This window comes from Streptomyces sp. NPDC014006 (assembly GCF_043088925.1).
Taxonomy (GTDB): domain Bacteria; phylum Actinomycetota; class Actinomycetes; order Streptomycetales; family Streptomycetaceae; genus Streptomyces.
Window position 1 is genome coordinate 49,399 of sequence record NZ_JBICAJ010000016.1, and the last position, 23,901, is coordinate 73,299.

Genomic DNA, 23,901 nt, shown 5'->3' on the forward strand with positions numbered 1-23,901 from the left:
GAACGAGAGGCGGCCTCCCGTCGGCATGCCAAAGGGCATCGTCCTGCTCGCGACGCCGGAAGGCTGGCGCCACAGTGTCCTCACCGTGGCCGGCGGGACGCTCTGCGGGGATCTCGCCGACGTTCCCCTCGACGCCGACCCAGCCGAGGCACAGGCCGCCGCGGCGGCCATGGTGGCGGGACTCGCACGCAACTTCCACGAAGCTGACATCGACGTGACCTGGGATCCGCCCCCGGAACCCGGGACTTGGACCGCCCAGGTCACCCTTGCCTTGACCCTGCCGAACGCGTGCGGTTAAACGGCAAGCTCAGCGCCTGTCGGCGTACTCGTCGAAGTACCCCCACCAGATACGGATGAACGCGCAAGTCGATGACGACTTGAGCGTTGATGCCCTGGCGTGCTGGTTGGCGGCGTGTCCTCCGGCCAGCCAGGAGCCGACGGAGGCTCCGGGAACCGCGCCAAGATCGTGCAGGCGTGCGTGCTGGTGGTTGTCATCAGGTGTCACCGCCGTTCAGGCGCTCGTGGATGTCGATGAGGGTGGCGATGGCGTCTGGGTGGTCCCCCAAGCCGACCCACTTCCCGAGCGCGGTGAAGACGGGTACCTGGTCGCGGTCGGCATCGAAGATGACGCAGTAGTCGCCGTAGCGGCCCATCACCATGTCCCGCAGGATCGGAATGAGTCCGGTGTCCAGAACCTCCAGGGCGTCGACGGTGAGCCGGGCGGGCTCGCCAGATGCCGGCGGCTGGACCAGCGTGCCGGTGACGCGCAGCAGGTCGCCGGGCTGTATGCCGTTCAGCAGCTCGTGGGTGATCCGGGGGTCTCCGCTGGTGCAGGTGACGACCGTGTCGGGGGCGTCCTCGGGGAGCGCGTCGATGTCGGCGGGTCGGACGATCAGGTCGAAGGTGGCGGTGCCGCGCGGGCCGGGGGCTTGTATCGCGTCGACCCAGCCGTCGACGGCCCAGTGTGTGGTGTCCATCAGTTGGCCTCCGCCAGGGTCTCGGTGGGGCGAGGGGAGGGGGGTCGGGTGGTGCGCTGTGCGATGTCCAGCAGCTCGCGGTTGCGCCGCTGCTGTTCGGGGGTGAGTGGGCGGGCCTTTGCGCCGTGGCGGTGCCAGAGCGGGGAGGCCGGCGGCTCGGGGTAGGCGAGGGCGTGGTCGACGTCGCGTTCGGTGCTACTCATGGAGGTCCTCCAGGTGGAGGTCAGGCGTGGTCGCCTTGCCCCTTGGACTTGGGCTTCGGCGTGAGGTCGGAGGCGAACCGCCCGAGGCGGGCCTCAACGGGGTTGGCGGTGATCCAGTCCTCAGCGCATGCCTTGTGCACGGGCTCATTGGAGTGGGAGCGCATGGGCGTGGGCTGGCCGCACAGCGTGCTGGGTAGGTCCTGCCAGCGGTCGAAGTGCTGGCCGTCGCGCCCGACGAGAAGCTCGCCGGGAGCCGGGATCAGGCCCGGCTCGAACGGCGGCTTCTGCTTCTGCTTCGTGCGTCCCTGGCGGTCACGGCCGGAAGTCGGGCAGCTGCTGGAACACGCGGTCCAGCAGGTCCTCGGTCGGCTTCCAAGGCCCGAGCTGGCCGGCGGCGGGGACCGGCAGCGACAGCTCCTGGACGTCGGTGAGGACCAGGTGCCAGGTGCCGGCCTGTGCCCACGGAGTGCAGGGCTCGGAGCCCTCGGGGTCCTGATGGCAGTCGACCAGGCGCGCGATGCCGATCACAGCTCCGGTGGGCAGCTCACGGCCGCGGATCGTGCGGGCGATCAGCGGGACGCGCAGGGCGGGCCGGTCGATCCGCTGGCCCGCGTGCAGGAGCATCCAGCCGCACCGGCTCCAGGGCTTGGGGCGGTTCTCGTGCCCTTGGCGCCGGTCAGGATGCAGGTGGCGTGCGGCTGCTGAACGCTGATGCCGCGGATCCAGTCGCCCTGTGGGAGGGTCACGCTGCTCATGCGACCCGCCCCCAAACGGCCGTTCCCGGGCGCCCGACGCGGCGACCGTTGCTGGACGGCACCGTGGTGTGCGCGGGCGAGGCGACAACCGCACGGCCCGAGTGCTTGCCGTCGTACAGCGCCGCATCGGCCGCCCGCTGCAACTGGCTCAGGTCGCGGCAACCGACCGCGGCCGGGGTCGCGGCGCCGACCGAGGCCGCCACGTCGATGGTGCGCCCGTCCTCGAGGACGACGGGGGTGTGCAGCAGGCGGACCAGCTGCGCGAGGCGCTGTTCCAGGCGGCCGGCGGGCAGCTCCAGGACCACAGCGAACTCATCACCACCGAGACGGCCGACGGCGGAGCGCGGGCCCGCCCACGCGGTGAGCCGGGCGCCGAACGCGGAGAGCACGGCGTCCCCGGCCGGGTGCCCGAAGCCGTCGTTCACGGCCTTGAAGTGGTCGGCGTCGACCATGACCACGGCCACGCCGTCGCCGTGCCGGGACAGGAGTCGGCGGGCGCGGGCGGTGTAGGAGTCGCGGCGCAGCAGACCGGTCAGCGGGTCGCGGCGGGTCGCGGCGAGCTGCCTGTGCAGGGTGACCGCGTGGACCGCCCAGCCGGTCAACGGCACGGCGGCGGTCGTCAGTAAGAGGGTGCGCTGGCCGAACCGGCCCTGAACGCGCAGGAGGGACGACATACTTGGGTTCTCCGTCTCGTCTCGTACGGGATGGATGGGCCCGGGGCAGCCGACGAAGCCGCCAAGCAGAGCGGCTGTCCCGGGGCGGAACTACAGCGCGAAGTCGCTGCGGCTGGTCCAGCTGACGGGGTTGCGCCAGAGCCCGGCCCTCGCGGCGGGCCACTCCATCTGCCAGCCGGGCCGAAGCCCGCGCGCTCCCCAGCTGTCGGGCTGCTTGCCGGGGATCTCAAGTCCGGCCGCGTGCGCGGCGAGCGCGGCGTCGTACACCTCATGCGCGCGGCGCATGGCCGCGGCCGGGGAGTCGGCGACGCCAGTGAAGACGTGCAGCCCGCGCCGATCGGGGTCGGTGCTGTCGTGTATCGGGACGTCGACCTCATAAATCCGCAGGTGCATGACGTCCAACTCCTCTCGTCTACTCGGTGGTGAGGGACCACCGCGACCGCCCCGGCCTCCGTCGATCGGGGAGGCCGGGACGGCACGGAGCGTCCGTCAGGCAGCAGCCGGGACGGGAGCGGCGAGTCGGCGGTCAGGCATCAGGGTCGACTTCGGGGTGCGTGAACTGCACGGGCTTGCCCAGCGACCGGGCGTAGGCGATTTCGGCTCGGGTGCTGTCTCCGATGTAGTCGCCGACCACGAGCACCTCATCGGCGAGCCGGATCTTCGCCCGGTGCAGCTCGTCGAGCCGAGCCTTCAACCCTTCGCCCTCGACAGGATCGGCCCAGAGGGCGTGCGGCGACTTCATGTCACAGCCCGGTTTGACGACGATCCGCCCGGCTGCGGTCTCCCGCAAATCGGCCTCGTTCATCTCGGTCATGAAACGGGTGGAGCCGCAGATCGCGACGATAGGCGGGAGACTCAACAGCTTCTTCGCATCGGCGAGCTTCTCCTCGGGGGTGAGCAGTCGCGGGGATGACACTGGTTCCTCCTGGTGGTGCGGTCCAAGGGGGCCTACGGAGACGAGAACGAAGGTGCCCGAGATCGGTCCTCGAAGTCGTGGGGGACCGAGCGAGGCACGCACCCGGCCCAGGCCGCGTGCAGGAGCGGCCGATCAGCGGGTGGTGGCCTTGGTTGTGGCGAGGAGCGCGGCGACGGTCTCCCAGCCGTGGTGCCAGGAGTTGTCGAGGTGGAAGGCGCCGTTCATGCCGTGCGAGGCCAGCTTGTAGAAGTTGGTCTTGCCGGTCTTGTCGGCGAGCTTCTCCAGAACTCCGTGGCCCGGCACCCGGCGGTCCGCGATGTAGTGCGTGCCGAAGGACAGCGCGAGCGCGGCCGCGGCCGCGCCGGGGTGGACCCGGATGCCCAGCGCGCGGGCCCCGAGCCCGGCGACGATCGCCTGCGTGGCCGTGTAGGTGAGGCAGTGGTGCAGGCACGCCTTACGGCCGTCCGCGGTGCCGTGGGTGGTCTTCTCCTTGGTGACCGGGTCCTCGTAGGTGACCGGGGCGTCGTCAGAGGCGGCCTTCACGCGGGCGCAGAAATCGGTCTGGACCCAGAAGTCGCCGACTGCGCTGGCGGCACGGGTCAGTCCGAGCAGGGCGGCGAAAACGGCGGGACGATGCATGCTGGAGTTCTCCTGATCGGGATGAGGGTGAGGGAGCGGTGTGGCCGGCCCTTTGCCGTTGCGCGGCCACCCGGCGGTCCCGACCCCGGCCACACCGGCCGGGGTCGGGTCGTTCAGAACGGCGGTTCGTCTGGCCAGGCCGGGCAGGAGCCGCAGGGGCATTGAGGTGGCACGGAGGCCGTCGTCGCGGCGACCAGCAGAATCAGGCGGCAAGCAGGTGCTTGGCCGGGGGAGCGATGTAGGAGGCGGGGTCGGCGGGCGTGCCGTCGAAGCACTCCAAGCAGGACCCCAAGGTCTTCAGCGGGAGGCAGTGGAAGTAGCGCCGGCCACAGGCACCGCACGTCTGGCGCTTGGCCATCGCATGTCGAGCGCGGCTTCCTTCGCGAGGGTCATCGGGAGCTTCGGCTTTGACAGGTCGATCCTGTACAGCCACGCGAAGCGCCGGCCGCCGCGGCATTCGATTCGGGCAACGGGCTCCTGGCCGCCGGGGCGCAGTCCCATGTCCCGCAACTGGCGGCGGGTCGCGAGGTTCGCGTGCCCGGCCTGCTTCCACCGGAAGACCGGTAAGGAGCCGTCGCCGGGGTCGTACGGGTCGGCGTCGACCAGGCCCTGGTCCTGGTCGGCCATCACCTGCTCCAGTTGCCGGGCAGCCGGTCGGGGCGCTGGGGGTAGCGGGGGCCGGGACGCTGCGGGCGGGGCCTGCCGATCCGGCGGCGCGGGCGGGGAATGAGCACGAGCGGTTCCTCCAGTGGTCGGTGGGCAGCGCTGCGCCCCGCCGACGTCGTGCTGGTGTCTGCGGGGTGCCACGTGCGGCCGGACGGCCTGGCCCGCACCCGGCCGCCAGGGGTTCGGGTGCGAGGCAGGTGGTCCGGAGCGGGTGTTCACAGGCCGCGGGTGTCGGCGAGGTGGGCGGCCTGGTCGACCATGCGGATCGGGACGCGGCCTGTGCCGTGCACGTCGTTGAAGGAGGGCACCGAGGCGACGTCGTCGCCGAACTTGCGGCGGATCGCGTCCAGGAGCACGGCGGCCGCGCTGGCTTCCAGGCCGCTGTTGCCGCGGGCCTCGATCCGGATGGCTCCGAGCATGCAGCGGGCGCCGTCCTCGTCGACGAGGGCGCCGGAGCACCAGCCGCCGGTGAGCAGCCGGTGGTGGGCGCGCTGCAGCAGGGCCGCGACCGGGGTCGGGTACAGGTCGGGCAGCGGGGCGGCCCCGGTGTCGACGGGGCCGGTGACGAGGTCGGCCAGGTCCACGGGCTCGATGGGGATGTGCGCCGTGTTGACCTCGTAGGCAACGGCCGCTTCGTCCAGGCGCGCGGTCATCTCCGTGTTGATGAGCGTCAGGCGTTCCTCGAGGGTCAGTTCCGCCGGCGGCGCGGGCGCTGCGGTGGTCGCGGTCTCTGTGGCGGGGTGGGTCTGGGGCATCGGGGCTCCTGGGGGCGTCGAAAGCGCGGGCGGGGTGGCGGCCTTCGACGCCGGCGGCCGGGGCGGGGTCAGATGCTGGGGCCCGGCCGGTGCGGCCGGGCCCTGCTCGGGTTGGGGTGCGTGGGGGTCAGACGCCGGAGAGGTTCTTGATGGCCTGCAGCGCCTGGCGGGGCGAGGTGACGGCGTCGCGGCGCGCGGCGGAGCCGCTGTGGTGTTTGCCGCCGCCTTTCTCGGGCGCACCGTCGTCGTCGCTGTCTTCGTCGTCGCCCTTCTCGGGGCCGAACTCGCCGGGCCGGGGCGGCTCGGTCCAGTCGAACCAGAGCTCCCGCGCTTCCAGTTCGCGGATCTCGTAGTCGGTCAGGGTGGCGATGGTGTCGGGGAAGTAGCCGTCGATGCCTGCCTTGAAGTTCATGAACAGCGTGCGCAGGACTTCGGGCTGCTTGCCTTCGACGATCCAGCCGGCGCCGCCGGTGTTGGAATCGGCGGGCGGCTCGGGCTCGCCGCGCATGATCCGCTCGATCCGGCCCTTCTCTTCGGGAGAGAAGGAGCGGGGGAGCGGGTCGGGGATGTGCTCGGGTGCGATGCCGAGGGCTTTGAACATGTCGCCGACCTTCTTCGGCGCGACCTTCAGCACGACGGGGATGCAGTTGTCGCGGAGGTTCTCGCACAGCAGTTGCGTGAACCCGTCCTGGACGTAGATGGACTGGCCTGCCACTTTCAGGCCGACCCCGTACTTGCGGCCCTTGACCGACACCAGCTCCGCGAGGTCCATGATCTCCGCGCCGTAGTCGCCGTGGCGGGCGGCGGAGAGGAACTCATCGAGGTACGCGGACAGCATCCGGTAGGGGCAGCCCGGCCGGGTCGGGTCCCACTCGTGGACCTGGCCGTCCTCCCACGGCATCTCGCCGCGGATCTCCATGAGCGCGACCATGGCCCGCAGGAGCCGGATCATGTAGAGCGCGCCGACGCCGTAGCGGGCGGTGTGCTTGCCCAGGGCGGCCGTCTTCTCGTCCGGCGCCTCGGTGGCCAGCATGACCACGGCCCCCCACAGCGCATCGGCTGCGACGTGCAGGCCCATCAGCTGGGTCTTGCCGCCACCGGAGGGAGCGACGAAGATCCCGTGCGCGGCTCCCCGGTCGGTGTAGACGCGGTTGCGGGCAGGCTGGCCGTTGCCGAGGTAGCCGGTCACCCACCGGCCGTCCTTGTCCGGGGTGAGCAGCTCCCTCGTGGCCGGGAAGACCTGCGCGAGCGGCGAGCTGTCCCACAGGGAGACCAGGACCTGGCTGCCGTCGACGGTGACGAACAGGCGGCCTTCGTCGTACTTGGTGCGCAGCGCGGCCGCCAGTGCATGCTTGTTGACCCGCGGTTCGCCCATCTCGTCGGGGACCTGGGCGATGTAGTGAGTGACCCGGCGGGCGTGATCGCGGACCTCCTTGACGAACTCGGAGCCGGGCAGCGGGCCGCCGGCGGCGCCGATCCGGTCGGCCCACCACTCGTGGGCGGTGGGGGCCTTGCGGCGCCGGTCGTTCGCGTCGGGGGTGACGTCGACCTCCCTCCAGGCGGGGCCGCCCTCGCGCCCGTACTGCCTCGCGACTTCCTTGATGGTCACATCGGTGACGTCCACGCCGAACGCGGCGGCGACCGCATCCTCGGTGAGGCCGGAGATCGGCCGTCCGGCCTCGGAGGCGCGCAGCAGCAGCGACAGGTCGTGCGGCATGCCCTCATGCGGGGTGGCCTTGACGACGATGGTCCGGCCGGGCATGCCGCGGGTCTCCCACAGCCAGCGGACCTGCCGGGTGAAGGCGTCGGCGCCGTCGTCCGGCTGCGCCGGGGACAGCTCGGGCGCGGCGGGCTGGAGCTGCGGGGCGGGAGCCGGGGCGGCGAGCGCGGGCCGGTGTCCCCGGCGGGTGTGCCGGGAGAACGGCATCACGAGCAGGCCGGCCGCCGCCCACCCGGCGGCGAGCAGCGCGTCCATGCACCACGGTCCCCAGCCGATCGTGTGCCGGGCGGCGACGTCGATGGCGGCGGCGGCCACGAGCGGGGACCAGCGAAGGATCCGGCGTCCTGCGCCGGACTCGTCGCTCCTGTAGGCGAGGAACCAGCCGCCGACGCCGGCGGCGCCCGCCAGCTGCACGACCGTGTTGACGGGGCTGTCGGGGGAGAGGTTCGGGGCCGCGGCGAGGACCGGGGCGGCCAGGGTGTAAAGGGTGCGCTCCAGGGCGACGCTGCGCGGCACGGACACGAGAAGGTCTCCTCGGGAGAGGGCGATGGGCGGCCCGCCGTCGGTGGCGGGCCGCCCATCAGGGACTTCGGCGGGGGTTAGGGGTCAGTGGGCGAAGAAGCCCGGCTTGGGGGTGCGCTCCGGGCGGCCGGAACGGATGGTGTCCAGGCCCTCGTACAGCCGCGCGTGCGTACGCCGCGCGTCAGTGGCCAGGCCGGATACCTCCTGTGCCGTCTCGTGGAGCTTCTGGACCTCCACGGCGGCGCCGCCCAGGGCGACGGCCACCTGGTTGGTCATCTCGATGAACTTGCGGTCCAGTTCGGCGTTGGCGATGTCGACGGCAGGCCCTCCGCGCGCTGCGCGTTCATGCGCATGCCGCGCAGCAGCGTCTCCAGCTCGTTGCTGGCCAGGTCCATGGCCGCGCCCAGCGTCTTGAGCTTGTGCTGGACGGCCTTGTACCGGTTGTCGCCGTCGGTCGTGGCGGCAGCGCCGCCGGTGGTGGGCGCGAGGTCGCTCACGGCGAACCTCCTTCCTAGTCGTGGTGAGCGGCGGCGGAGGCGTGGGCCAGGCCCGCGTCGTCCATGGCCTGGATGTCCTCGCCGTAGACGCGGCCGACCGACATGGCGGCGATCCGGGCGGCCTCGGAGGCGATCTCGCACTCGGTGGCGCACCGTTCGGCGAGCTGCTTCATGCGGTCCGCGGCGTCGGCCAGGTCCGTGATCTGGTCGACGACCTCGGTGGCGATGTTGTGGTCGCCGACCAGGTCGGTGGCCATGTCCCGCAGGGCGTCGGCGACCTTGCCGAGCGCGACGCCCAGGTCCTGGGCGCGGTCCTTGTCGAGCGCCGCGGCGATCGCGATGTTCACGATCTCCATCAGGTACTCGCCGAAGGTGATGTCGGTGCGGTGCTTGGCCGCCATGCCGGCCTGGCCCGACGTGGGCCTGCTGACCTCCGATGCCACGGGGTCCTCCTGTGCAGTTGGGCGGGTGGTGCCGGGACGCTGGGTGTGAGGCTCCGGAGCAGGCGGCAGGCCGGCCGGACGGGAGACGTAGGCCCCGAAGGGGTCGGTCGGGTCGTCGACAACGATTGCGTCGACAACGTCTTCCTCGGCCGCTTTCGGGGGGGCTGACGGCTCGTCCGGCCGGTCGGGGCGATCCATCGTGTGGCCGAGGTCTTCGGGCCTCACGCTGCGGGGCGGCTCCTCCGGACCGGGGTCGGGGTCCGGTGCTGCACCGGTCTTGCCGAACCGTTCCTTGAGCCGTTCCTTGAATGAGCGGCTGTCGTCCGTGCCCGGCGGGTCCTTTACGTCGTCGGGCTTGGGCGTGTCCGTCGTCCCGGTGCCGTCCTTCGGGGCCGTGCCACCGGAGCCGCCAGAGGGCTTCTCGCCGGTCTTCTTGCCGTCGTCCGGCTCCTTGGCCGCGAAGCCGTCCTTCGAGCCATCAGCGGCCGCTTCAGGGCCGTCCTTGGGCATCTTCTTGGTGGTGGCCTCGGAGTCCTTCGCCTTGTCCTTCTCGGCTGCGCGGCGCTTGTCCCAGCGGCGCTGCGCCTCCTCCGCCACGGCCTCACCGAGGGTGGTGCGGTCGTCGGCGGCCTTGGCCGCCTCCCGCTTCGCCTTCCTCGCGGCCTTCCGCTCGGCTTTCGCCGCGCGGCGCTGCTCCCGCTCCGCCTGCCGGTTGGCGCGGTCCTGGTCGCGGTCCCTGCTGCGGTCGGTGAGGTTGGCTGCCTGGTTGGCGCCGCGCCGTTGCTGCCGGGCGGCCTGGCGGGCGGCGGCGCGCTCCTGGCGGCCGCGGGCGCGTTCGGCCCGGGGGCGGGCGGCCGGCGAGTTCTGCGTCCTGCCGCCGTCGCCCTTCGAGCCGCCCTTGCCGGAACCCGAGTTGCCCGAGCCGTTCTTGCCCGAGCCGCCCGAACTACCCTTGCCTGTACCGGGCTTGCCAGAGCCGGATCCTCCAGAGCCGTTCTGGCGGCCTTTCGGGCCGCCGGACGACTCATTGCCCTTCGAGGCGCCCTCACGGCCACCAGCGGAGCGATCAGAGCCCTTCCCGGCGCCCTTGGGGGAGTTGCCGCCCCCGGAACCGCGACCGGTGCCGCCTGACCCGTTCGTTCCCGAGCCCCGGCCGCCGCCGGTGCCGCCCCGGCCTGAGCCGCCGGAGCTGCCGCCGCCTGAGCGTGAGCCGCCCCCGCCGCCGGCCTTCGAGCGGCCGCCCTTGTCGGCGCCCATGCCGGAGCTGGAGGACCGCGCCGCGTCGGCCTTGCCGCGTGCCGCCGCCTTGTCGGCCTTCGCCTTCATCTGCACGGTGTGGAGCTTGGCGTTCTGCTCCATCATCGCGGTTTCCTGGGCGGTGCGGGCTTCCAGAAGCGCGGCCTTTCGCGCTATTTCCGCCTCACGGAACGGCGCTTCGGAGGCGTGCCGATCCCTCGCGATTTCGATCCGCAGTTCCAGCCAGTCACCGAGCCGATCGGCAAGAGAACGAGTCTGGATGTATTCGCCTTCCTCATATTCTCCGTCGTCGGAATCCGGCGCGGCGGGCATTCCCGTTTCCCGCAAAGCGGTTTCCGGGGAAATAGGGCCGCGAATAGTCGGGAGTTCCATCGTCGTCTCCGTCGGGGACTCCGGGGGAACGACGCCGCCCGAGCCACTGTCAGGCGGTTCGGAATAAAAGAGTTCCCCGCCGTCGGGAGCGTCCGGCATTCCTCCGGAATCGCCGCCCCGGGCGGGGAGGCTGATCACGTTGCTGTCGGTGTCGTCGGACACGCGAGTCCCTCCTCCTGGGCTTGACAGTCGGCACCGGCCTCGCGTACGCGCGTGCGCGACACGCGCGGCACGCGTCACGCGCGGCACGCGTTGGGATCGCCGAAGGGCCGTCCCCGGGATCAGAGACGGCCCTTCGTGACGGGACGCGAGGTGGCTAGCCGACGTGGCGGCTGTGGACGTTCTGCAGGGCGCGCACGACCTCACGGATGAACGTCAGGTCTCCGTCGCGGTAATTCTGCGTGCCCCTGATATTCACAACCCGGAGCCAGGCGTAGAAGGTGCCGAGTTCGTTACCGTGCTGAGCGATCAGCTCTTGCTTGATTTTCCGCTCGTGTTCCGCACGGTTGAAATTCTTCCGCTCTGCTCTCGTGAGCGGGCGACCTGCACTCACGCCGACTCCCTGCGGTCCAGGTTGTAAATCGACGTGGGGCCACCATAGCCCATATTCGGGCTCTGCGCACCCTGCTGTCCCGGGTTTTCCGGGGCGGCCTGGAGCGGCGGGTTGTTCTTCCGCTCCTTGAGCAGTTCCTTTTCCTTTCGTTGCTTCTTTACCGCCTTCACCTTTTCGTCGTGGGCGTGGCGCTTATGGGCGCTCTTTTCGAGACCGGAAGTGACGCCCTTGAGGTGTTTGATGACGTCGTTCAGGGACTTTTCCACCGGGAAAGAGCGCAGGAAGGCCTGGCCCAGCTTGTCGCCCTCCACGCGGGTCCCGCGGCAGTGCACGCGGGTCTCGCGCTGGAGGATCTCCAGCTTGGCGGCCATGTCCAGCACGACCCGGTGGAAGTCCGCGAGGTAGTGCGCGTATGCGGCCGGGTTCTGCGCGATCTCGCGCAGCGCCGCGTTCGGGTCGTCGAAGAAGGGCTCGTCTTCGGTGCTCACGGGGTCCTCCGCGGGGTCGGATCTGTACGTGGGGCTGTTGGTGCTCGTGCGGGCCTGGCCCGCCGCACCCGCTCGGGGCGTGGGTGCGCTTGAACTGGCCTGCCGGCCGTGGCCGTCACCGGTCCGCGCTCGGTGGGTGAGCGCGAGCCGGTGGCGACCATGAGCGGCAGGGGTGCTGCCAGGGGGTGAGCGCGTCGGCGCTCACCGGGCGCTCACTTACGCGCCCGGGGCGGCCTCTTCGACCTGAGCGCGCAGCCGCTGCGCGGTCGGGCGGGAGACCGGCTTGTCGGACAGGCCCGCCTTGGTGAGCGCGTCGCGGATCTCCGTCCACTCGGGACGGCGCCCGAGCTCGGTGTAGAGCAGGCGGATACGAGCGTGGCGGCGCTCGGTCAGCGCCTCCGTCTCGCTGCGCGTACGAGCGTCCTCCGCTCGCTGAGCGTCCGTCCCTTCCGTGGCGCGCTCACCTGCGTGAGCGCCGGTGGTGAGCGCCGGGCGTTCACGCTCACCGCGCGTCTCGCCTGAGGTGAGCGCGCTCACGTCGGGGTGAGCGTGCTCGGTCTCCTCCACCGGTTCGACGGTGAGCGCGTCCTCGGGGGTGAGCGTGTCGGCGAGCGCGGCGGGCGCGGAGCCGAGCTTGAGCGCCATCCGCTGCTCCAGCGGAGCCTTCCACCGCCACAGCAGACCGTGCTCCTCGCGCAGGCGCGCTCGCAGCCAGGTCTCCTGCTGGAGGCGGGTGAGCGCGTCCTCGTAGGAGGTGATCTCCCACAGGATCATCCGGCGGCGAAGGCGAGCGGTGGGGATCGGGGCGAGGATCCAGCGGGAGCGGCGCACCGTCTCCATTCGCTTCTTGCCGGTGACCGCGCCGATCCGCGTGGCGTACACGTGGGAGGCGATCTCCGAGAAGACGACCCACAGCAGGGTGAGGGCGGCGTGCCCCAGACGCCCCGAGGGACTGTCCGAGGCGTTCCAGTTGAGGTAGACGGTCACTGCCGTCAGCGCGCGGGGCACCCAGCGGATCCAGCGCAGCTCCATGCCCATGCGGATCAGGACCAGGTTGGCGCCGGTGAAGGCCGGGATCGCGACGTCGATGCCGACCGGCAGCAGCCACGGCCAGTCCCAGCCCCACCCTGTCGCCTTGGTCTCCAGCGCGGTGTAGGAGGAGAGCAGACCGAGGGTGGAGACGACGGCTGCCGCGAGGACGATCGCGACGACCAGCACCAGTTCCTGCCCGGACAGCGGCGGGACACCGCCGGCGGGCCGGGCGTCGGTGCGTGCCTTGTGACGGGCGGCGCGCGAGTCGGCCCGGATCTCCCGGCGGCGGGCACGCTGCACGGTGCGTTGCGTCGCCGCCTCCAGGACCCGTTCCGCCTCGGCTCGGGCCTGCGCGGCGGCGACCTGATCGGCCGTGGCCTTCGCCGCCGCTTCCCGGGCCGTCTTCGCGTCCGTCTCCGCCTGCTCACGCAGCCGGGCGACGTCCTTGTCGACGGCGGCCCGCAGTTCCTCAGCGGAAGTGCGGGCGTCGGCCAGAGAGCGGCTCGCGTCCTGGCGAAGGCCGGCGGCCATCTTCTCGGCTCCGGCCCGCACCTGCGCTGCCTGGTCGTCGGCGCTCTCGCGCATCCGGTCGGCCTCGCCCCGCGCCTGCTCCAGCACCTGTTCGGCGTCGGTGGTGGCGCGGGTGCGGGTCTCCGCCGCGGTGCGCTCCGCAGCCGCGAGCAGCTCGGTGCGCTTGGTCTCCGCGTCGACGAGGGCCTTCGCGGCGGCCTGCGCGGCATCGGTCCGCACCTGCTCTGCCTGCGCGGCCGCCGTGGTGGTGACCTCTTCCGCCTGGCGGCGGGCGTCGGCGAGCAGTTGCCCGGCAGCCGCCTTGGCATCGACGAGGACCTGGTCGGCCTCGCGGCGCGCGTCGTCGAGCAGCTGCTCCGCATTCGCTTCGGCGTCGGCGAGGACCTGCTCCGCGTCGGCGGCCGCGGTCGCGGCCTCGTTGCGGACCTGGTCGGCATCGGCCTGGGCGGCGGCGAGGACGCGGGCCTGCTCGGTTGTTGCCGCCTCGGTGGTCGAGGCGGCCTCGGTGCGCGCGCCGTCCAGCAGTTCTGCAGCGCGCTCCTGGCCGTCGGCGAGGATGCGCGCGGCGGCGTCGGCGGCCTGGTCTCGGAGGTCGGCGGCGCGGTCGGCGACGTCGGCCAGGAGCGGGTCGGCCTCCTCGAACACCAGCGGCACCGTCTCCTCGGGAGCGGCGGCCTGGGCGGGGATGGCGACCGACGGCGTTGTCACCTTGGCGCGCCCGTTGGCGCGGGGCTTCGCGGCTGGGGCAGCCTGGCGCCTGCGGCGGGTGGCGGTCTTGGGGGCCACGGGGTGTCCTCTCTTACGTTCCGGTCAGTCGGTAGGGTCGTGACCAGGCCCTCCGAGTCCCCGGCAGCTCTCATGCCGGGGACTCGGAGGGCCGTCTGCACGGCAGGTGGTCAGCGCTGAGCGGGCAGCGTCGCGTCCTGTGTGAGGTGCTGGCGTAGCCAGGCGACGGCGGCCGGGGGCATCGCCCCGGTGTCCGGCTCGCTCAGCGGCGCGGTGTCGATGTCGCGCATCGCGTCGGCCGGCGGAAGCAGCCGCATGTAGGCGGAGTCGATCCCGTGACGGGGGCGGCTGCTGCTCAGCTCGGTCAGGTCGTAGAGGACCTTGCCGGTCTCAGCGTTCCGCCAGGCCCGCTCCACGCGGCCGACAAAGGTGTGGCCGCTCTTACCGAGCCAAAACCGCTCGACGTCACGGAACAGGACCATGTCGCCCTTGGCATAGCTGGTTGTCGGGCTGGTGGCCTGCGTCTGGGACTGGGGCACGTGCTCCCCTCACTCGCGTACACCGGCCGGAGGCCGGCAGGTCCGGACTGCCCGGCTCCCAGTCACCGCCCGACCTGGCCGCCGGGTGTTCGGCGGTCAGGTCGGGCGGATCAGGCAACCGTCAGGCCAGGGCCGCGGGGCGGTGCGGGGCGATGACCCGGCCGTCGGGCAGCAGCTCGCCGGTGTCCTCGAAGAGCAGGACGCCGTTGCACAGCAGGCTCCAGCCCTGCTCGGGGTGGCCGGCCACGACGGCGGCGGCGTCGCGGTCAGCGCTGTCGGCGGTCGGGCACTTCGGCGTGTGCGTACACAGGGCGTCCGGCAGCCGGTGGTGCAGGCCGGTGTCGTCCATCGGGGTGCTGAGCGGGATGGTCCGCGCCATCGGGATCCTCCTGCGCGATCAAAGGGCAGGCTCGGGACTTTCCCGGGCCGGTGGGATACGAAAGGCCGGCCGCCCGTGGGGCGGGCTGCAGGCCTGGGAGAAAGCCGCAGGGCGGGCGGCGACTTGGGGGCCTTTCCCGCGCAGCGGTCAGCTCTGCTTTCGGTTGCGGAGCCGGGTGAGATGCGCGTCCTGGAGCCGTTCGAACGACTCATACAGGCGCCGCCCGGTCTCGCACCGCGACTCCGGCGAGCAGCTCTTGCACTGCCGCTCGTGCTCGCGATGCGCCTTGGTGGCGGCCATGTAACGGTCGTACAAGCTGTCAGCCATGCGCTCGCCGCCCGAATTCATGGTCCTTGTTCGTGCGGCGGAGCTCGTCCTCGAGGCGCTTCTTGTCGGCGTCAGTCATCGCTGTCACCTCGCGTTCCGGGCGCGGTTGCGGGCCGCACGGCGCTTCATCGACCGCCGCTCCGCCTCGCTCACGCCTCCCCAGACGCCGAAGTCCTGGCCGGACTCCAGGGCCCACTGCAGGCACTGCTCGATGACCGGGCAGCGGCGGCAGACGGCCTTGGCTTCCTCGATCTGCAGCAGGGCCGGGCCGGTGTCGCCGATCGGGAAGAACAGGTCGGGGTCCTCTTCGCGGCAAGCCGCGCCATGCCGCCAGTCCATCAGCGCATCCCCCCAACGCTGCTGGTCGCGGCGGCCTTGGCCTCGCGGACCAGGTAGTCGGACGTCGTCCAGGCAGAGCCGATCACGAAAGGCTCGGCACCGGGGCGGAGCACGTCCTTCACGATCAGCGCCCACTGGGCGCAGCGGCGCTTGAGCAGCTCGCGGGCCTTTTTCGGGTCGCGGATCAGCGCGATCACCTCAAAGGCGCCGTCCTGGTTCTGGTAGATCGCGCCCGGCTGCCGCGGGCCGATCTGCTCGTCGATGACCCGGCGCAGCGCCTCCAGGGTCGCCGGGTCGGCGGGGGAGTGCTGGCCGGAGTGCGGTCGGCCGCCGGGGTCGGAGGGCTGCCGACCGTCACGCTCGTGCGGGGTCGGGCGCATCGGCAGCGGCGGGCGGGTCTCGGCACGCGCCGGGAGTGTCATGCTGGTCATGTAGGTCGGTTCCTTCCACGAGGTGTGACCTGCGACAAGAACCCCCAGGGGCGCAATCCCTGGGGGTTCGTCAGGTTCAGGCCCCGCCGGGACCGGCGGGGAGTGCGTCCTGCGCACTCTCGGGCGCCCGTGTTGGTGGCGGGCGCCCGGGGCAGCGCAGGCTGCGGTTCGTTCGTTCAGGCGGTGATACGGACCGGCTCCGTGGGCACGTGCGGGCCGCGGTAGTCGGAGACCGTTCCCGGCCTGCGGATTCGGCAGGAGTTGTTGGCCTCCTCGACCGCCGTGCCGCCGCGCTTGGCCGTCGACTTCGCGCTGGGCGTGGCCTTGCTGTGCTTGGCCCACACCATCGACGTCCGGTAGCGAGCGCGCATCTCGGCGGCCCGGACCTCGCGCCGGAGGACCGGCTGCGCGCGCTTCAACTCGGCGTAAAGCGCGGCGAGCCGGGCTCCGTCGGCGCACCGGTGTGTGCCGCCGCAGCGGCCGGCCACGTTGCTGGCCCGGCACTTCTTGAGGTGCTCGCGGTAGGCGGCGAGCGCGCCGGCCACGCTCATCGACAGCGGGGTCATTTTGGTGACCGGCTTGGCCGGGGCCGGGAGCGGCTTGTAGTGCTGGCGGGCGGAGCGGCGTCCGGTTGCCGTGCTGTCGGCGGCGAGCATCGCCTCGCACCACTGCTCGATAGGCATGTCCAGCGTGACAACCTGGCTGCTGCCCTCGCACCGGACGTGCTTCTCGCCGTCGGCGACCTTGTCGCTGATGCAGTGCTCGCGGATCTTCAGCGTTGTGTCGCCCATCAGTCGGCGCCAGGTCCGGCAGTCGGGGCACACGATCGACCTCGTCTCGCCCTCACGGAGGTTGATGTCCTGGGGGTCGATCTCGCTGAGCAGCATGGGTGCGCGGCGGTTGTCGCGCTTGGTGCGGGTCCGCCCTGGACGCTTGTGGTTCTTCGCCATCACGTTCCTCCCGGCAACTGAAGTGGGTGCTGCCCTCTCTGCCACGCCAGGCCGGCCTTCCGGTCGGGGAGTCCTGGCGGACAGACAGCGCAACTGCGCTGTTCAGGGGTGGTTCAGGTGCAGCTATTCGGTACAGACGCCGTCGACCGGGGGAGCGCGGGCTCAACCCCATTGCCGCCGCGGAGAGGCGGTGGGCCTGCTGTTTTGCAGCCGTGCAGTCAGCGCGTCCCTTGCGGGGGCTGACGTATGAGACCATAAGCCCTTACGCCTTAAGGTGGCAAGGCTTAAGGTCGCCATGTTGGCTGAAGCCGCAGAGCACTAGGGTTGCGGCAGGTCAGGTCATTAGGGACCGAGGGGACATCGAGTGGGCAGCGACGAAGCATGGATGGGTGAAGCCCAGCCGTATCTGGCACCGCGTCGCGCAGGAGAAAGCGACGCCTGGAGCGCTGAGGCTGCAGCACGCGGACGACGCGGCGGCCAGCGGTTGCTCGCGGTCGAAGAAGTGGATCCTCCGCCCATGGTGCGGGATTTTTTCGGTACCGAACCTGGCGAGGCGGTTACAGTTCGTCGACGGCTGATCTTGCTCGATGACGAACCCGTTGAGCTTGCCGACTCCTACTATCCGGCCCACATCGCACGCGGCACCCGCCTGGCTGAGCGCGGAAAGATCCCTGGCGGTGCTGTCACGCTGCTGGCCACTCTGGGTTTCACGCCCGAAGACGATCCCCTGGAAGACGTTTACGCAGCAACAGCCGACCCCAGCCAGTGCGCCGCCCTGAACCTGCCGCCCGGCGCACCTGTACTCATCCTGACGCGATTCACGACGTGCACTACCGGAGAACCGATGGAGGTCAGCGTCATGACCATGACGCGACACCTCCAGTACCGACAGAGGAAGCAGGCGGTCTGACACATGGCTAGATCGTTCGAGGACAAGCGGTCGGCCCACCAAAAGATCGCCGCCACACTGCGAAGGCAGATCACTCGTGGGGACCTCGCCCCCGGCACCCAGCTGCCGTCCACCCCAGCGCTAATGGAGCAGTACGGCGTAGCAGGCACGACGGTGCAGAAGGCTCTGCTGATGCTGAAGGACGAAGGCCTCTTGGTCGGACACGCCGGCAAAGGGGTCTTCGTCAAGGGCGGTACCCAGCAAGCGATCTCGCCGACCGTATACATGCCGCCGGTGGTACCTGGTGAGCCCTACCGCTGGATCACGGAGGCCGGGAAGCGCTCACAGCGCGGCTCGACGAAACTCCTCAAGGTGGAAGTTGTCCCACCCCCTCACGAGGTGGCAGCAGCTCTCGAGCTCCGAGCGGGGGAACAGGTCCTTCTCCGTAAGCAGATGCTGCTGCTGGATGATGAGCCGGCAGAGCTCACCCGGTCGTACTATCCGCTGGAACTTGCCGAAGGTACGGCGATGATGGAACCCAGGAGGATTCGTGGAGGCACACCGACGCTCCTGAGCGACCTCGGCTACCCGCCCCGAGAGTTCGTGGATGAGGTTTCCTCGGAGATCCCCACGGAGGAGGAAGTGGTGGCTCTCGAGCTTCCCAAAGACATGCCCGTGATGTTCACCTTCCGGGTGGTCTACTCAGACAACGACAGGCCGATCGAGGTCTCCCTATTGGCCAAGGCTGCACACAAGTACCGCGTGCGGTACAAGCTTCCAGTCGCCTGACACTCTCGATACCTCCTTAAGGCAATGAGCCTTAAGGAGGTATGCTGCATCTGCCCTTGCAAGATCCATGGCCTTCGCCGCCTGGGGGGAACCCATGTACGTGTACGTGATCGGAGCACCCGACGCGCTCACCGCAAAAATCGGCCATCCTCCTGGACCCGACACGTGTTACCTGGAGCCTCTGGCGACCCCTCAGGAGCGGTAGGGTGGCCCTCGAGCGTTGATCAAAAAGAAAGTGGCCCCGTCGACCGGCCTTGGACAAGCCGGGAGGGGCCACGTGACCAACGGACCTTGTAGTGGGGGTCCGGAGGCCTGCCGAGCACCCTTTTACCCAGAAGGAAGGTGCCGACGTGACCAGGGTACCCGTACCCAGCGCCGAAAACACCGCACCCCGCCGTGGGGTCAGCAGCCGTGGTTGCTGGTCCTTCGACGGGGTGTTCGTGCTGTGCGCGTGCACCTCGACCAGCCCTCTGCTGAGGGGGGCGAGATGACGTAGACCTGGGGGCGGCTAAGCCGCCCGGGGCCGCCCGGTGATGCCACTCACCAGGCGCCGTGCCCCATCTACCACCAGAGGAGTTGCAGCCCCTCTGAAGGGATGTCCGTCCGGTTGCAGCCGGCCGAACAGTTCGATCACTGGTTCGCCAGAACCACGAAGCGCCAGAAAGCCCTTCGTTATGCCCTCTCCCAGCCGAGAGAAGGACAGGTCTCATGTTGCAGCATTGGGCTGCCCTTTGTCAGCCCATCCATGCCCGGTTGGCGCATTTTGCGGCGTCTATCCGGTCACATTTCACGTCACCATGCTCCTCGCGCGTGCGCGAGTCGGCCCGATGAGCACCGCGGCAGCATCGGCCCACGTGGTGATCCCTGCCCCCCGTGCATCGGTCGACGGCGACGCGGTCGACGTGCTGCCCGAGCTGTGGGTGCCGGAGGCCCGGCAGTGGCTATCAACGTCGTCGGGCAGGATCGCGCCCGACGGCTACTCCTGGATGCAGGGGGTGCACTGGGTAGCAAGTTCGGGGCTGTACCAGCCGCGGCGGCACCGGTCGCACGGGCCGCGTGCGTTCGGGCCGACGACGGTGTTCATCGCACAGCTGCTGAGCGAGCTGTCGCCATGTCGGCCGGGGATCGAGTACCTGATGCGCCGCACCGGCCTGTGCGAGCGGGCTGTGCAGAACCACCTGCAGATTCTTCGGGAGGCTGGGCTGCTGGCCTACATCGTGAAGGGCACACGAAAGCAGGGTGGATCTCCGCTGGCGTCGGAGTTCGCGTTGATGCTGCCGCCCGAGTTCGATGCTGCGCTGGGGATCCGGACGGCCGGGGAGGGCAGCGGGCGACGGATGACGGGGATCGCGGAGTCCGGCCGGAAGATGATGGCGAAGCTGGCGACGAAGGCGGCCGGGAAGGTGCGGCGGCCGCGGTCGTCAGTGTCCTCGAGGACTGCGGCGAAGGGTGCCCGGGAGGGGGTCTCCGAGGCGTCTGTGACCGCTGTTTCGGCGGTATCCCGTTGCACCCCAGTGGGGGGTGGTTTCTCAAGTATTTCGACTGCGGGTGGTACTTCCCTCCCCCCTGAGAGCAAGCTCGCAAGCGGGCAGCGCAAGTCCCCCACCCTCAAGAAGTCCAAGGCAGTGCCCGGCGGTCGCCGGAAACTGAACCGCGTCGGCCGCCGCCACCAACTGGCCCGCGAGTTGACCCAGGAGCTGGACTGGCTGCGCAGTTGCTCGGTGCCCCGGATCGCCTGGGTAGCCCGCAACGTGGCCGACGCCGGATGGACCGTGACCGACGTCCGTGCCTGGCTCCACCTCCGCTGCGCAGACGTCACCCGGGTCCGCCGGGGATCCGGTCTGCTCGCTGCGCTGCTGTCCGGCGCGGAGAACGTCTTGGACACCCCAGCCAAGCGCGCCGAGGCAGTCACTCAGTGGCGCGCCGCTCAGGAAGCAGCGCGCCGTCATCGCATTCAGCAGGTCCGTGCGCAGCGGGAGCGGTTCGAGGGTGATTGGGAAGCTCCCCGCAGCAGCGTCGTCGCACGCCAGGTGTCGCAGGCGTTGGCCCAGGTCCACGAGGTGGCGAACGGCGGCCGCGACCAGGCCCTGGCCGCGGATGGCTCGTGCGAGCAGTGGCTGGTCGACCCGCAGTTCGAGCAGATGCGCGCCCAGGCGGAGGGCGAGCTCATGCGGGGCGTGACCGACCTGATCGAGCTGGCCGTCGACTCTATGGGCCGCGAGGCGGCCGAGCGCATTTATGGCGCTGACCTGGTGCGCCGCGCCGGCCAGCTGGCAAGTGCCGCCCGCAGCTCGCTGATGACTCTCACCCACCGGTAGGAGGCCCAGATGACTGAAACCATCATCCCCACGGAGCAGGTCGCAGCCGACGGCCCGGAGCTGTCCGGTGTCGATCTCGCGCGGGTGGCGTTGCACGCCGCCCGCGAGGCCGCGCGTAAGGGCGGCGCCAGCGAGGCACGGGTGCCGCGTCGTCGTGCCCAGCGTGGTGCCGTGAAGCGCGACGGTCGCGAGCCGGAGGGGTTCGCCGCCGTGCTTCAAGGCCTCATGGCGGAGCGGGCCTGGGCCATCCCGGCCGCAGGGGGCAGTGTCTTGGACCGCTGGCCTGACATTGCGGCCGCCATCTCGCCCCGGTTGCCCGAGCACGTCCAGGCTGTCGCCTTCCACCCGGAATCCGGACAGCTGGACCTGCGCCCGGACTCGCCCGCCTACGCCACCCAGCTCCGGCTGATCAGCGCTCGGATCATCACCGCAGCGAATCAGGCGGCTGGCACCGCTGCCGTCCGCACGGTGCGGGTCCTGGCAGCCGGTGCAGCACCCGCACCCTGTACGGCGGAGCCGGCCCCGCACACCACGACCGAACCCCAGGCACCGGTCAAGACCCGCGAGATGGCCAGTGACGGCTACCGCCAGGCGCTGGCCGCCCACCAGGCCCCCCGGCCTGACCGGCACGTCGACCTCGCCATCGCGGAAGCGATCGAGTCGCAGACCCGCGCTCTGCGCGAGCTCAGCGCCAGCGCGTTCCCGGAGACGGCTGCCGCGGACGACCAGCCGGCCCCCATCGAGGCCGCCCGCCTCCAGCGCCGCCGCGAAGCAGACGCCGCCCATGCCCTGGCGCTGCGCCGGGCGCGAAAGGACCGAGCCGAACGGGCAAGCGCCGCAGCGGAGACGCCGAAGAGCACGATGTCCGGCGTACGGCGTGAACGAGTCCCGAGTCCATAGGGTTTCTGCGGCTCCGCATATCGGCAGCCATCGTGATCGACGGGAGGTCAGGCGGATGGACTTGGAACGCCCGGACTGGTTCAAGCGGACCGCCGCATGGTGGAACCCCGTCGTGGGAGACGACGTGGCCCGCCATGTCCAGCCCGTCGGTGTCTCCTCCGACGGCCAGCTTTACGTGGCGTGCTCCAACATGCCCTGGGCCACCAACATGCGGCTCCTCGCGCCGCACATCGCCCAACGCCTCAACGCACAGCCTGCTCCAGGCGCGCCGAAGGTGGAGGGCATCGCCGTGGTGAAGCCTCTGCCGCCCGAGGAACTCATCGAACGGTGGGCAGACCTCGCCGGCGCAGACCTTGCCGAGCAGGTCCGACCGCGCAGCCTCGCAGACTGGGGCCAGGAACTCGTCACCGAGGCGGAGTCGGCGCATGCACGCGACCTGCTCGCACGGCGTGCACCCGTTGTCCTCGCCCGCCTGCGAGCCGTCCTGCCGGAGACATCCATCGTCCGGCTGGACGAAAGCCACCTTCGTACGGTGTGGGTGGTGGTTGCCACGTCGCCTGAGTTCGCGAATCGGCAGGCCCTGGAGAACGTGCTCATGGACGTGTGGCACGACACGGCGCAGACAGTCGGCCCCGAGCACCCGCTGTGTTTCTTGCACGCTGGCGAGACGGCAGCCGACCAGATGGTCGAGGAATGGGCAGCGGCTGTCCGACCCGCTGACCTGTCGGCACCCCACCACGTCGATACCATGACGTACGCGGCAACTGTGGACAACACCGATCCGGACGCCCTTCGCCGACGGGATGAATGGCTGGCCGGCAAGCCGCACGATCTGTGCGTGGTCTTCGCGGCCCGGGACGATGAAAAGCTCCCGCTGGCCGAGCTCGCCCGCGAGCGCGGCACGACCGTCTGGCGGCACGTGCAGTAACGAAGCCTGGATAGAGCCCTGACGTGTCTGCGAGACCGACGGCACCCGCGTCCTGGTGCTCTGCATTTCCTCGCTCTCGCCTCTTGGCCGGTCGCCCGCCCGGGCGGACCCTACTCCGTGCAGTGCTTCGCCGTTTGGGGCGAGAGGTCACTGCGGGGTGAGCGTGATGGTCAGGGTGAGCACGTCGTGGACGTGGAGCTGGTCGGGGCCCATCTGCTCTGCGATCAGGCGGGCGTCGGTGGTCAGCTGCGCGTGGACGTGGGGCGCGGCGTCGTCGTCGAGGGCGAGGGCGAGCGGGCGGGCAATCTCCCGGGCGACCCATCCGAGGAAGACGCCCTGGTGCCGGACCTGGATCGCGTTGGGGTCAGCCTGGTTGCTGTGGTCGCGGACGAGGTCGAGGGGCGTGCGTGCGGTCAGCTGAGCGAGGTAGGCGGTGGTGCCGGCATGGCGAGCGCCGCGCAGGGGACAGGTGAAAGTTCCGTGGCCGCTGAGGATGGCGGCCTGGGCGGTGCGGGGGCTGCGGCGCTCGGTGCTGTGGATGAGGAGACGGGCAGTGTCGGGATCGGTGAGCGTGGTGATCTCGTCGGCGGTGAGCTGGCTGAGCCAGTCGAGGAACTGCCCGAAGGAGGGCTCCGAATACGGGCAGTGGGCGGCGAGGGCGGTTGCGGTGGCGCGGTCGTGGATGCCGATACTGGAGGCATAGCAGGCCGCAGGGGTGCCGACTCCGTATTTGATCATGGCTGGGAGGGCGGCCAGGCTGCCCTCGGCAGGGATGCCGCGCCGCAGTTCGAGCAGCTGGAGGATCGCGGAGACGACCCAGGCGAGGTCCTGGACGATGATCCTGTCGATTGCGCTGGTCGTCGCGGTGATGTCGCGGGTGAGCAGGTTCCCGTGGTGGGTGTGGTGAAGGTCTGTTGCCGGGATGCCGGCGATCCAGTCGGTGGCCAAGGGGACGAGGGCGGAGGCGGCAACCTTCCTCATTGTCGCGTATACGGCCTGCAGCCGCGTTCTCACCCCAACAACGTCATGCGCTACGGCGCCGCCGGCCACATCTTCCTCGGCGGTGTCCCGCTCACCCTGACTGGCAACACCACAGCCGTAGTGGCGACTTGATGCTTGGCGGGCCTGGGCGGGATTGGCATGCCAGATGTGAGGCTCACCCTCTGTTTCTCCAGGTACACGCCATGGCCTGTGACGCTGTGCGGCTGTGAGGTGCAGCGTGACCACGCGTATCGCCGCGGCGCTCTCAGTCGTATTCAACCCCCAGTTCCCCCGATCGAGTGAACTGCTGATCTGCGGATACTGCCGGCTACCTCCTGCGGGTGACGGTTTGTCAGTCCTACTGCGTACCGTCCCGGTTCATCACGACTCAACCGCGCCCTGGCG

At 70.6% G+C, this 23,901-nt stretch carries 26 protein-coding genes and 2 pseudogenes; 6 read left to right on the top strand and 22 right to left on the bottom strand.

Annotated features, from left to right (window positions below):
- The first annotated feature begins 25 nt into the window (after positions 1-25).
- Entirely contained in the window at positions 26-298 is a 273-nt protein-coding gene (locus ACF1GV_RS37120) for a hypothetical protein (RefSeq protein WP_391690271.1), read from the top strand.
- A gap of 196 nt (positions 299-494) precedes the next feature.
- Here the strand turns inward: ACF1GV_RS37120 and ACF1GV_RS37125 are convergent, their stop codons facing one another.
- The 21 genes and pseudogenes from ACF1GV_RS37125 to ACF1GV_RS37225 all read right to left on the bottom strand — a co-directional run bounded on the left by ACF1GV_RS37125 (position 495) and on the right by ACF1GV_RS37225 (position 16,691).
- Entirely contained in the window at positions 495-977 is a 483-nt protein-coding gene (locus ACF1GV_RS37125) for a hypothetical protein (RefSeq protein WP_391690274.1), read from the bottom strand.
- Positions 977-1,180 (bottom strand): hypothetical protein, encoded by a 204-nt coding sequence (locus ACF1GV_RS37130; protein WP_391690277.1) that lies wholly within the window; start codon positions 1,178-1,180, stop codon positions 977-979. The genes ACF1GV_RS37125 and ACF1GV_RS37130 overlap by 1 nt, the downstream gene beginning before the upstream one ends.
- A 312-nt stretch (positions 1,181-1,492) precedes the next feature.
- A pseudogene (locus ACF1GV_RS37135) lies at positions 1,493-1,935 on the bottom strand (hypothetical protein).
- Positions 1,932-2,609, bottom strand: coding sequence for a GGDEF domain-containing protein (locus ACF1GV_RS37140; RefSeq protein ID WP_391690280.1), 678 nt, complete (start codon positions 2,607-2,609; stop codon positions 1,932-1,934). Before ACF1GV_RS37140 ends, ACF1GV_RS37135 begins: the two are co-directional and overlap by 4 nt.
- Before the next feature lie 90 nt (positions 2,610-2,699).
- Complete coding sequence (locus tag ACF1GV_RS37145) at positions 2,700-3,002, bottom strand: hypothetical protein (RefSeq protein ID WP_391690283.1); 303 nt, start codon at positions 3,000-3,002, stop codon at positions 2,700-2,702.
- A gap of 133 nt (positions 3,003-3,135) precedes the next feature.
- Complete coding sequence (locus ACF1GV_RS37150) at positions 3,136-3,525, bottom strand: hypothetical protein (protein ID WP_391690286.1); 390 nt, start codon at positions 3,523-3,525, stop codon at positions 3,136-3,138.
- 132 nt (positions 3,526-3,657) lie between these two features.
- A complete protein-coding gene (locus ACF1GV_RS37155) occupies positions 3,658-4,164 on the bottom strand; it encodes a hypothetical protein (protein ID WP_391690289.1) in 507 nt (168 codons plus the stop codon).
- Between the two features lie 297 nt (positions 4,165-4,461).
- Positions 4,462-4,791 (bottom strand): RRQRL motif-containing zinc-binding protein, encoded by a 330-nt coding sequence (locus tag ACF1GV_RS37160; RefSeq protein ID WP_391690292.1) that lies wholly within the window; start codon positions 4,789-4,791, stop codon positions 4,462-4,464.
- 254 nt (positions 4,792-5,045) lie between these two features.
- Positions 5,046-5,585 (bottom strand): hypothetical protein, encoded by a 540-nt coding sequence (locus tag ACF1GV_RS37165; protein WP_391690295.1) that lies wholly within the window; start codon positions 5,583-5,585, stop codon positions 5,046-5,048.
- 127 nt (positions 5,586-5,712) lie between these two features.
- The gene (locus ACF1GV_RS37170; RefSeq protein WP_391690297.1) at positions 5,713-7,827 is read right to left on the bottom strand and encodes a chromosome segregation protein ParM; all 2,115 of its coding nucleotides are present in this window, start codon (positions 7,825-7,827) and stop codon (positions 5,713-5,715) included.
- A gap of 84 nt (positions 7,828-7,911) precedes the next feature.
- Positions 7,912-8,324 (bottom strand): annotated as a pseudogene (locus tag ACF1GV_RS37175) (conjugal transfer protein TraB).
- Between the two features lie 14 nt (positions 8,325-8,338).
- A complete protein-coding gene (locus tag ACF1GV_RS37180; protein WP_391690300.1) occupies positions 8,339-10,129 on the bottom strand; it encodes an ATP/GTP-binding protein in 1,791 nt (596 codons plus the stop codon).
- A gap of 583 nt (positions 10,130-10,712) precedes the next feature.
- A complete protein-coding gene (locus ACF1GV_RS37185; RefSeq protein ID WP_391690303.1) occupies positions 10,713-10,949 on the bottom strand; it encodes a hypothetical protein in 237 nt (78 codons plus the stop codon).
- Entirely contained in the window at positions 10,946-11,437 is a 492-nt protein-coding gene (locus tag ACF1GV_RS37190) for a hypothetical protein (RefSeq protein ID WP_391690306.1), read from the bottom strand. Before ACF1GV_RS37190 ends, ACF1GV_RS37185 begins: the two co-directional genes overlap by 4 nt.
- A 216-nt stretch (positions 11,438-11,653) precedes the next feature.
- A complete protein-coding gene (locus tag ACF1GV_RS37195) occupies positions 11,654-13,786 on the bottom strand; it encodes a DUF2637 domain-containing protein (protein WP_391690309.1) in 2,133 nt (710 codons plus the stop codon).
- A 110-nt stretch (positions 13,787-13,896) separates the two neighbouring features.
- Entirely contained in the window at positions 13,897-14,265 is a 369-nt protein-coding gene (locus ACF1GV_RS37200; RefSeq protein ID WP_391690312.1) for a hypothetical protein, read from the bottom strand.
- 121 nt (positions 14,266-14,386) lie between these two features.
- Complete coding sequence (locus tag ACF1GV_RS37205) at positions 14,387-14,575, bottom strand: DUF5999 family protein (RefSeq protein WP_391690479.1); 189 nt, start codon at positions 14,573-14,575, stop codon at positions 14,387-14,389.
- Positions 14,576-14,791: 216 nt separating this feature from the next.
- Positions 14,792-14,971, bottom strand: a complete 180-nt coding sequence (locus ACF1GV_RS37210) for a hypothetical protein (protein ID WP_391690315.1) — start codon at positions 14,969-14,971, stop codon at positions 14,792-14,794.
- 84 nt (positions 14,972-15,055) lie between these two features.
- Entirely contained in the window at positions 15,056-15,310 is a 255-nt protein-coding gene (locus tag ACF1GV_RS37215) for a WhiB family transcriptional regulator (RefSeq protein ID WP_391690318.1), read from the bottom strand.
- Positions 15,310-15,741 (bottom strand): hypothetical protein, encoded by a 432-nt coding sequence (locus tag ACF1GV_RS37220; protein ID WP_391690321.1) that lies wholly within the window; start codon positions 15,739-15,741, stop codon positions 15,310-15,312. Before ACF1GV_RS37220 ends, ACF1GV_RS37215 begins: the two co-directional genes overlap by 1 nt.
- A 176-nt stretch (positions 15,742-15,917) precedes the next feature.
- Complete coding sequence (locus ACF1GV_RS37225) at positions 15,918-16,691, bottom strand: hypothetical protein (RefSeq protein WP_391690324.1); 774 nt, start codon at positions 16,689-16,691, stop codon at positions 15,918-15,920.
- A gap of 364 nt (positions 16,692-17,055) precedes the next feature.
- Here ACF1GV_RS37225 and ACF1GV_RS37230 point away from each other — a divergent pair, with 364 nt between their 5' ends.
- From ACF1GV_RS37230 to ACF1GV_RS37250, 5 genes are all read left to right on the top strand, one after another.
- Positions 17,056-17,601 (top strand): UTRA domain-containing protein, encoded by a 546-nt coding sequence (locus ACF1GV_RS37230; protein ID WP_391690327.1) that lies wholly within the window; start codon positions 17,056-17,058, stop codon positions 17,599-17,601.
- 3 nt (positions 17,602-17,604) lie between these two features.
- The gene (locus ACF1GV_RS37235; RefSeq protein WP_391690330.1) at positions 17,605-18,369 is read left to right on the top strand and encodes a GntR family transcriptional regulator; all 765 of its coding nucleotides are present in this window, start codon (positions 17,605-17,607) and stop codon (positions 18,367-18,369) included.
- 827 nt (positions 18,370-19,196) lie between these two features.
- A complete protein-coding gene (locus ACF1GV_RS37240; RefSeq protein ID WP_391690332.1) occupies positions 19,197-20,687 on the top strand; it encodes a winged helix-turn-helix domain-containing protein in 1,491 nt (496 codons plus the stop codon).
- A gap of 9 nt (positions 20,688-20,696) precedes the next feature.
- On the top strand, positions 20,697-21,587 hold the full coding sequence (locus ACF1GV_RS37245) for a DciA family protein (RefSeq protein ID WP_391690335.1): 891 nt from the start codon (positions 20,697-20,699) through the stop codon (positions 21,585-21,587).
- A gap of 55 nt (positions 21,588-21,642) precedes the next feature.
- Positions 21,643-22,515 carry a DciA family protein gene (locus ACF1GV_RS37250; RefSeq protein WP_391690338.1) on the top strand — a complete coding sequence of 291 codons (873 nt, stop codon included), beginning with the start codon at positions 21,643-21,645 and terminating at the stop codon, positions 22,513-22,515.
- A gap of 147 nt (positions 22,516-22,662) precedes the next feature.
- Here the strand turns inward: ACF1GV_RS37250 and ACF1GV_RS37255 are convergent, their stop codons facing one another.
- Positions 22,663-23,496 carry an HIRAN domain-containing protein gene (locus ACF1GV_RS37255; protein ID WP_391690341.1) on the bottom strand — a complete coding sequence of 278 codons (834 nt, stop codon included), beginning with the start codon at positions 23,494-23,496 and terminating at the stop codon, positions 22,663-22,665.
- Positions 23,497-23,901 lie beyond the last annotated feature (405 nt).

Coding starts and splice junctions, on each gene's coding strand:
- ACF1GV_RS37120 (WP_391690271.1), top strand. CDS start 26: ATGCCAAAGGGCATCGTCCTGCTCGCGACGCCGGAAGGCTGGCGCCAC.
- ACF1GV_RS37125 (WP_391690274.1), bottom strand. CDS start 977: ATGGACACCACACACTGGGCCGTCGACGGCTGGGTCGACGCGATACAA.
- ACF1GV_RS37130 (WP_391690277.1), bottom strand. CDS start 1,180: ATGAGTAGCACCGAACGCGACGTCGACCACGCCCTCGCCTACCCCGAG.
- ACF1GV_RS37140 (WP_391690280.1), bottom strand. CDS start 2,609: ATGTCGTCCCTCCTGCGCGTTCAGGGCCGGTTCGGCCAGCGCACCCTC.
- ACF1GV_RS37145 (WP_391690283.1), bottom strand. CDS start 3,002: ATGCACCTGCGGATTTATGAGGTCGACGTCCCGATACACGACAGCACC.
- ACF1GV_RS37155 (WP_391690289.1), bottom strand. CDS start 4,164: ATGCATCGTCCCGCCGTTTTCGCCGCCCTGCTCGGACTGACCCGTGCC.
- ACF1GV_RS37160 (WP_391690292.1), bottom strand. CDS start 4,791: ATGGCCGACCAGGACCAGGGCCTGGTCGACGCCGACCCGTACGACCCC.
- ACF1GV_RS37165 (WP_391690295.1), bottom strand. CDS start 5,585: ATGCCCCAGACCCACCCCGCCACAGAGACCGCGACCACCGCAGCGCCC.
- ACF1GV_RS37180 (WP_391690300.1), bottom strand. CDS start 10,129: ATGATGGAGCAGAACGCCAAGCTCCACACCGTGCAGATGAAGGCGAAG.
- ACF1GV_RS37210 (WP_391690315.1), bottom strand. CDS start 14,971: ATGGCTGACAGCTTGTACGACCGTTACATGGCCGCCACCAAGGCGCAT.
- ACF1GV_RS37215 (WP_391690318.1), bottom strand. CDS start 15,310: ATGGACTGGCGGCATGGCGCGGCTTGCCGCGAAGAGGACCCCGACCTG.
- ACF1GV_RS37220 (WP_391690321.1), bottom strand. CDS start 15,741: ATGACCAGCATGACACTCCCGGCGCGTGCCGAGACCCGCCCGCCGCTG.
- ACF1GV_RS37225 (WP_391690324.1), bottom strand. CDS start 16,691: ATGGCGAAGAACCACAAGCGTCCAGGGCGGACCCGCACCAAGCGCGAC.
- ACF1GV_RS37235 (WP_391690330.1), top strand. CDS start 17,605: ATGGCTAGATCGTTCGAGGACAAGCGGTCGGCCCACCAAAAGATCGCC.
- ACF1GV_RS37240 (WP_391690332.1), top strand. CDS start 19,197: ATGAGCACCGCGGCAGCATCGGCCCACGTGGTGATCCCTGCCCCCCGT.
- ACF1GV_RS37245 (WP_391690335.1), top strand. CDS start 20,697: ATGACTGAAACCATCATCCCCACGGAGCAGGTCGCAGCCGACGGCCCG.
- ACF1GV_RS37250 (WP_391690338.1), top strand. CDS start 21,643: ATGGACTTGGAACGCCCGGACTGGTTCAAGCGGACCGCCGCATGGTGG.
- ACF1GV_RS37255 (WP_391690341.1), bottom strand. CDS start 23,496: ATGAGGAAGGTTGCCGCCTCCGCCCTCGTCCCCTTGGCCACCGACTGG.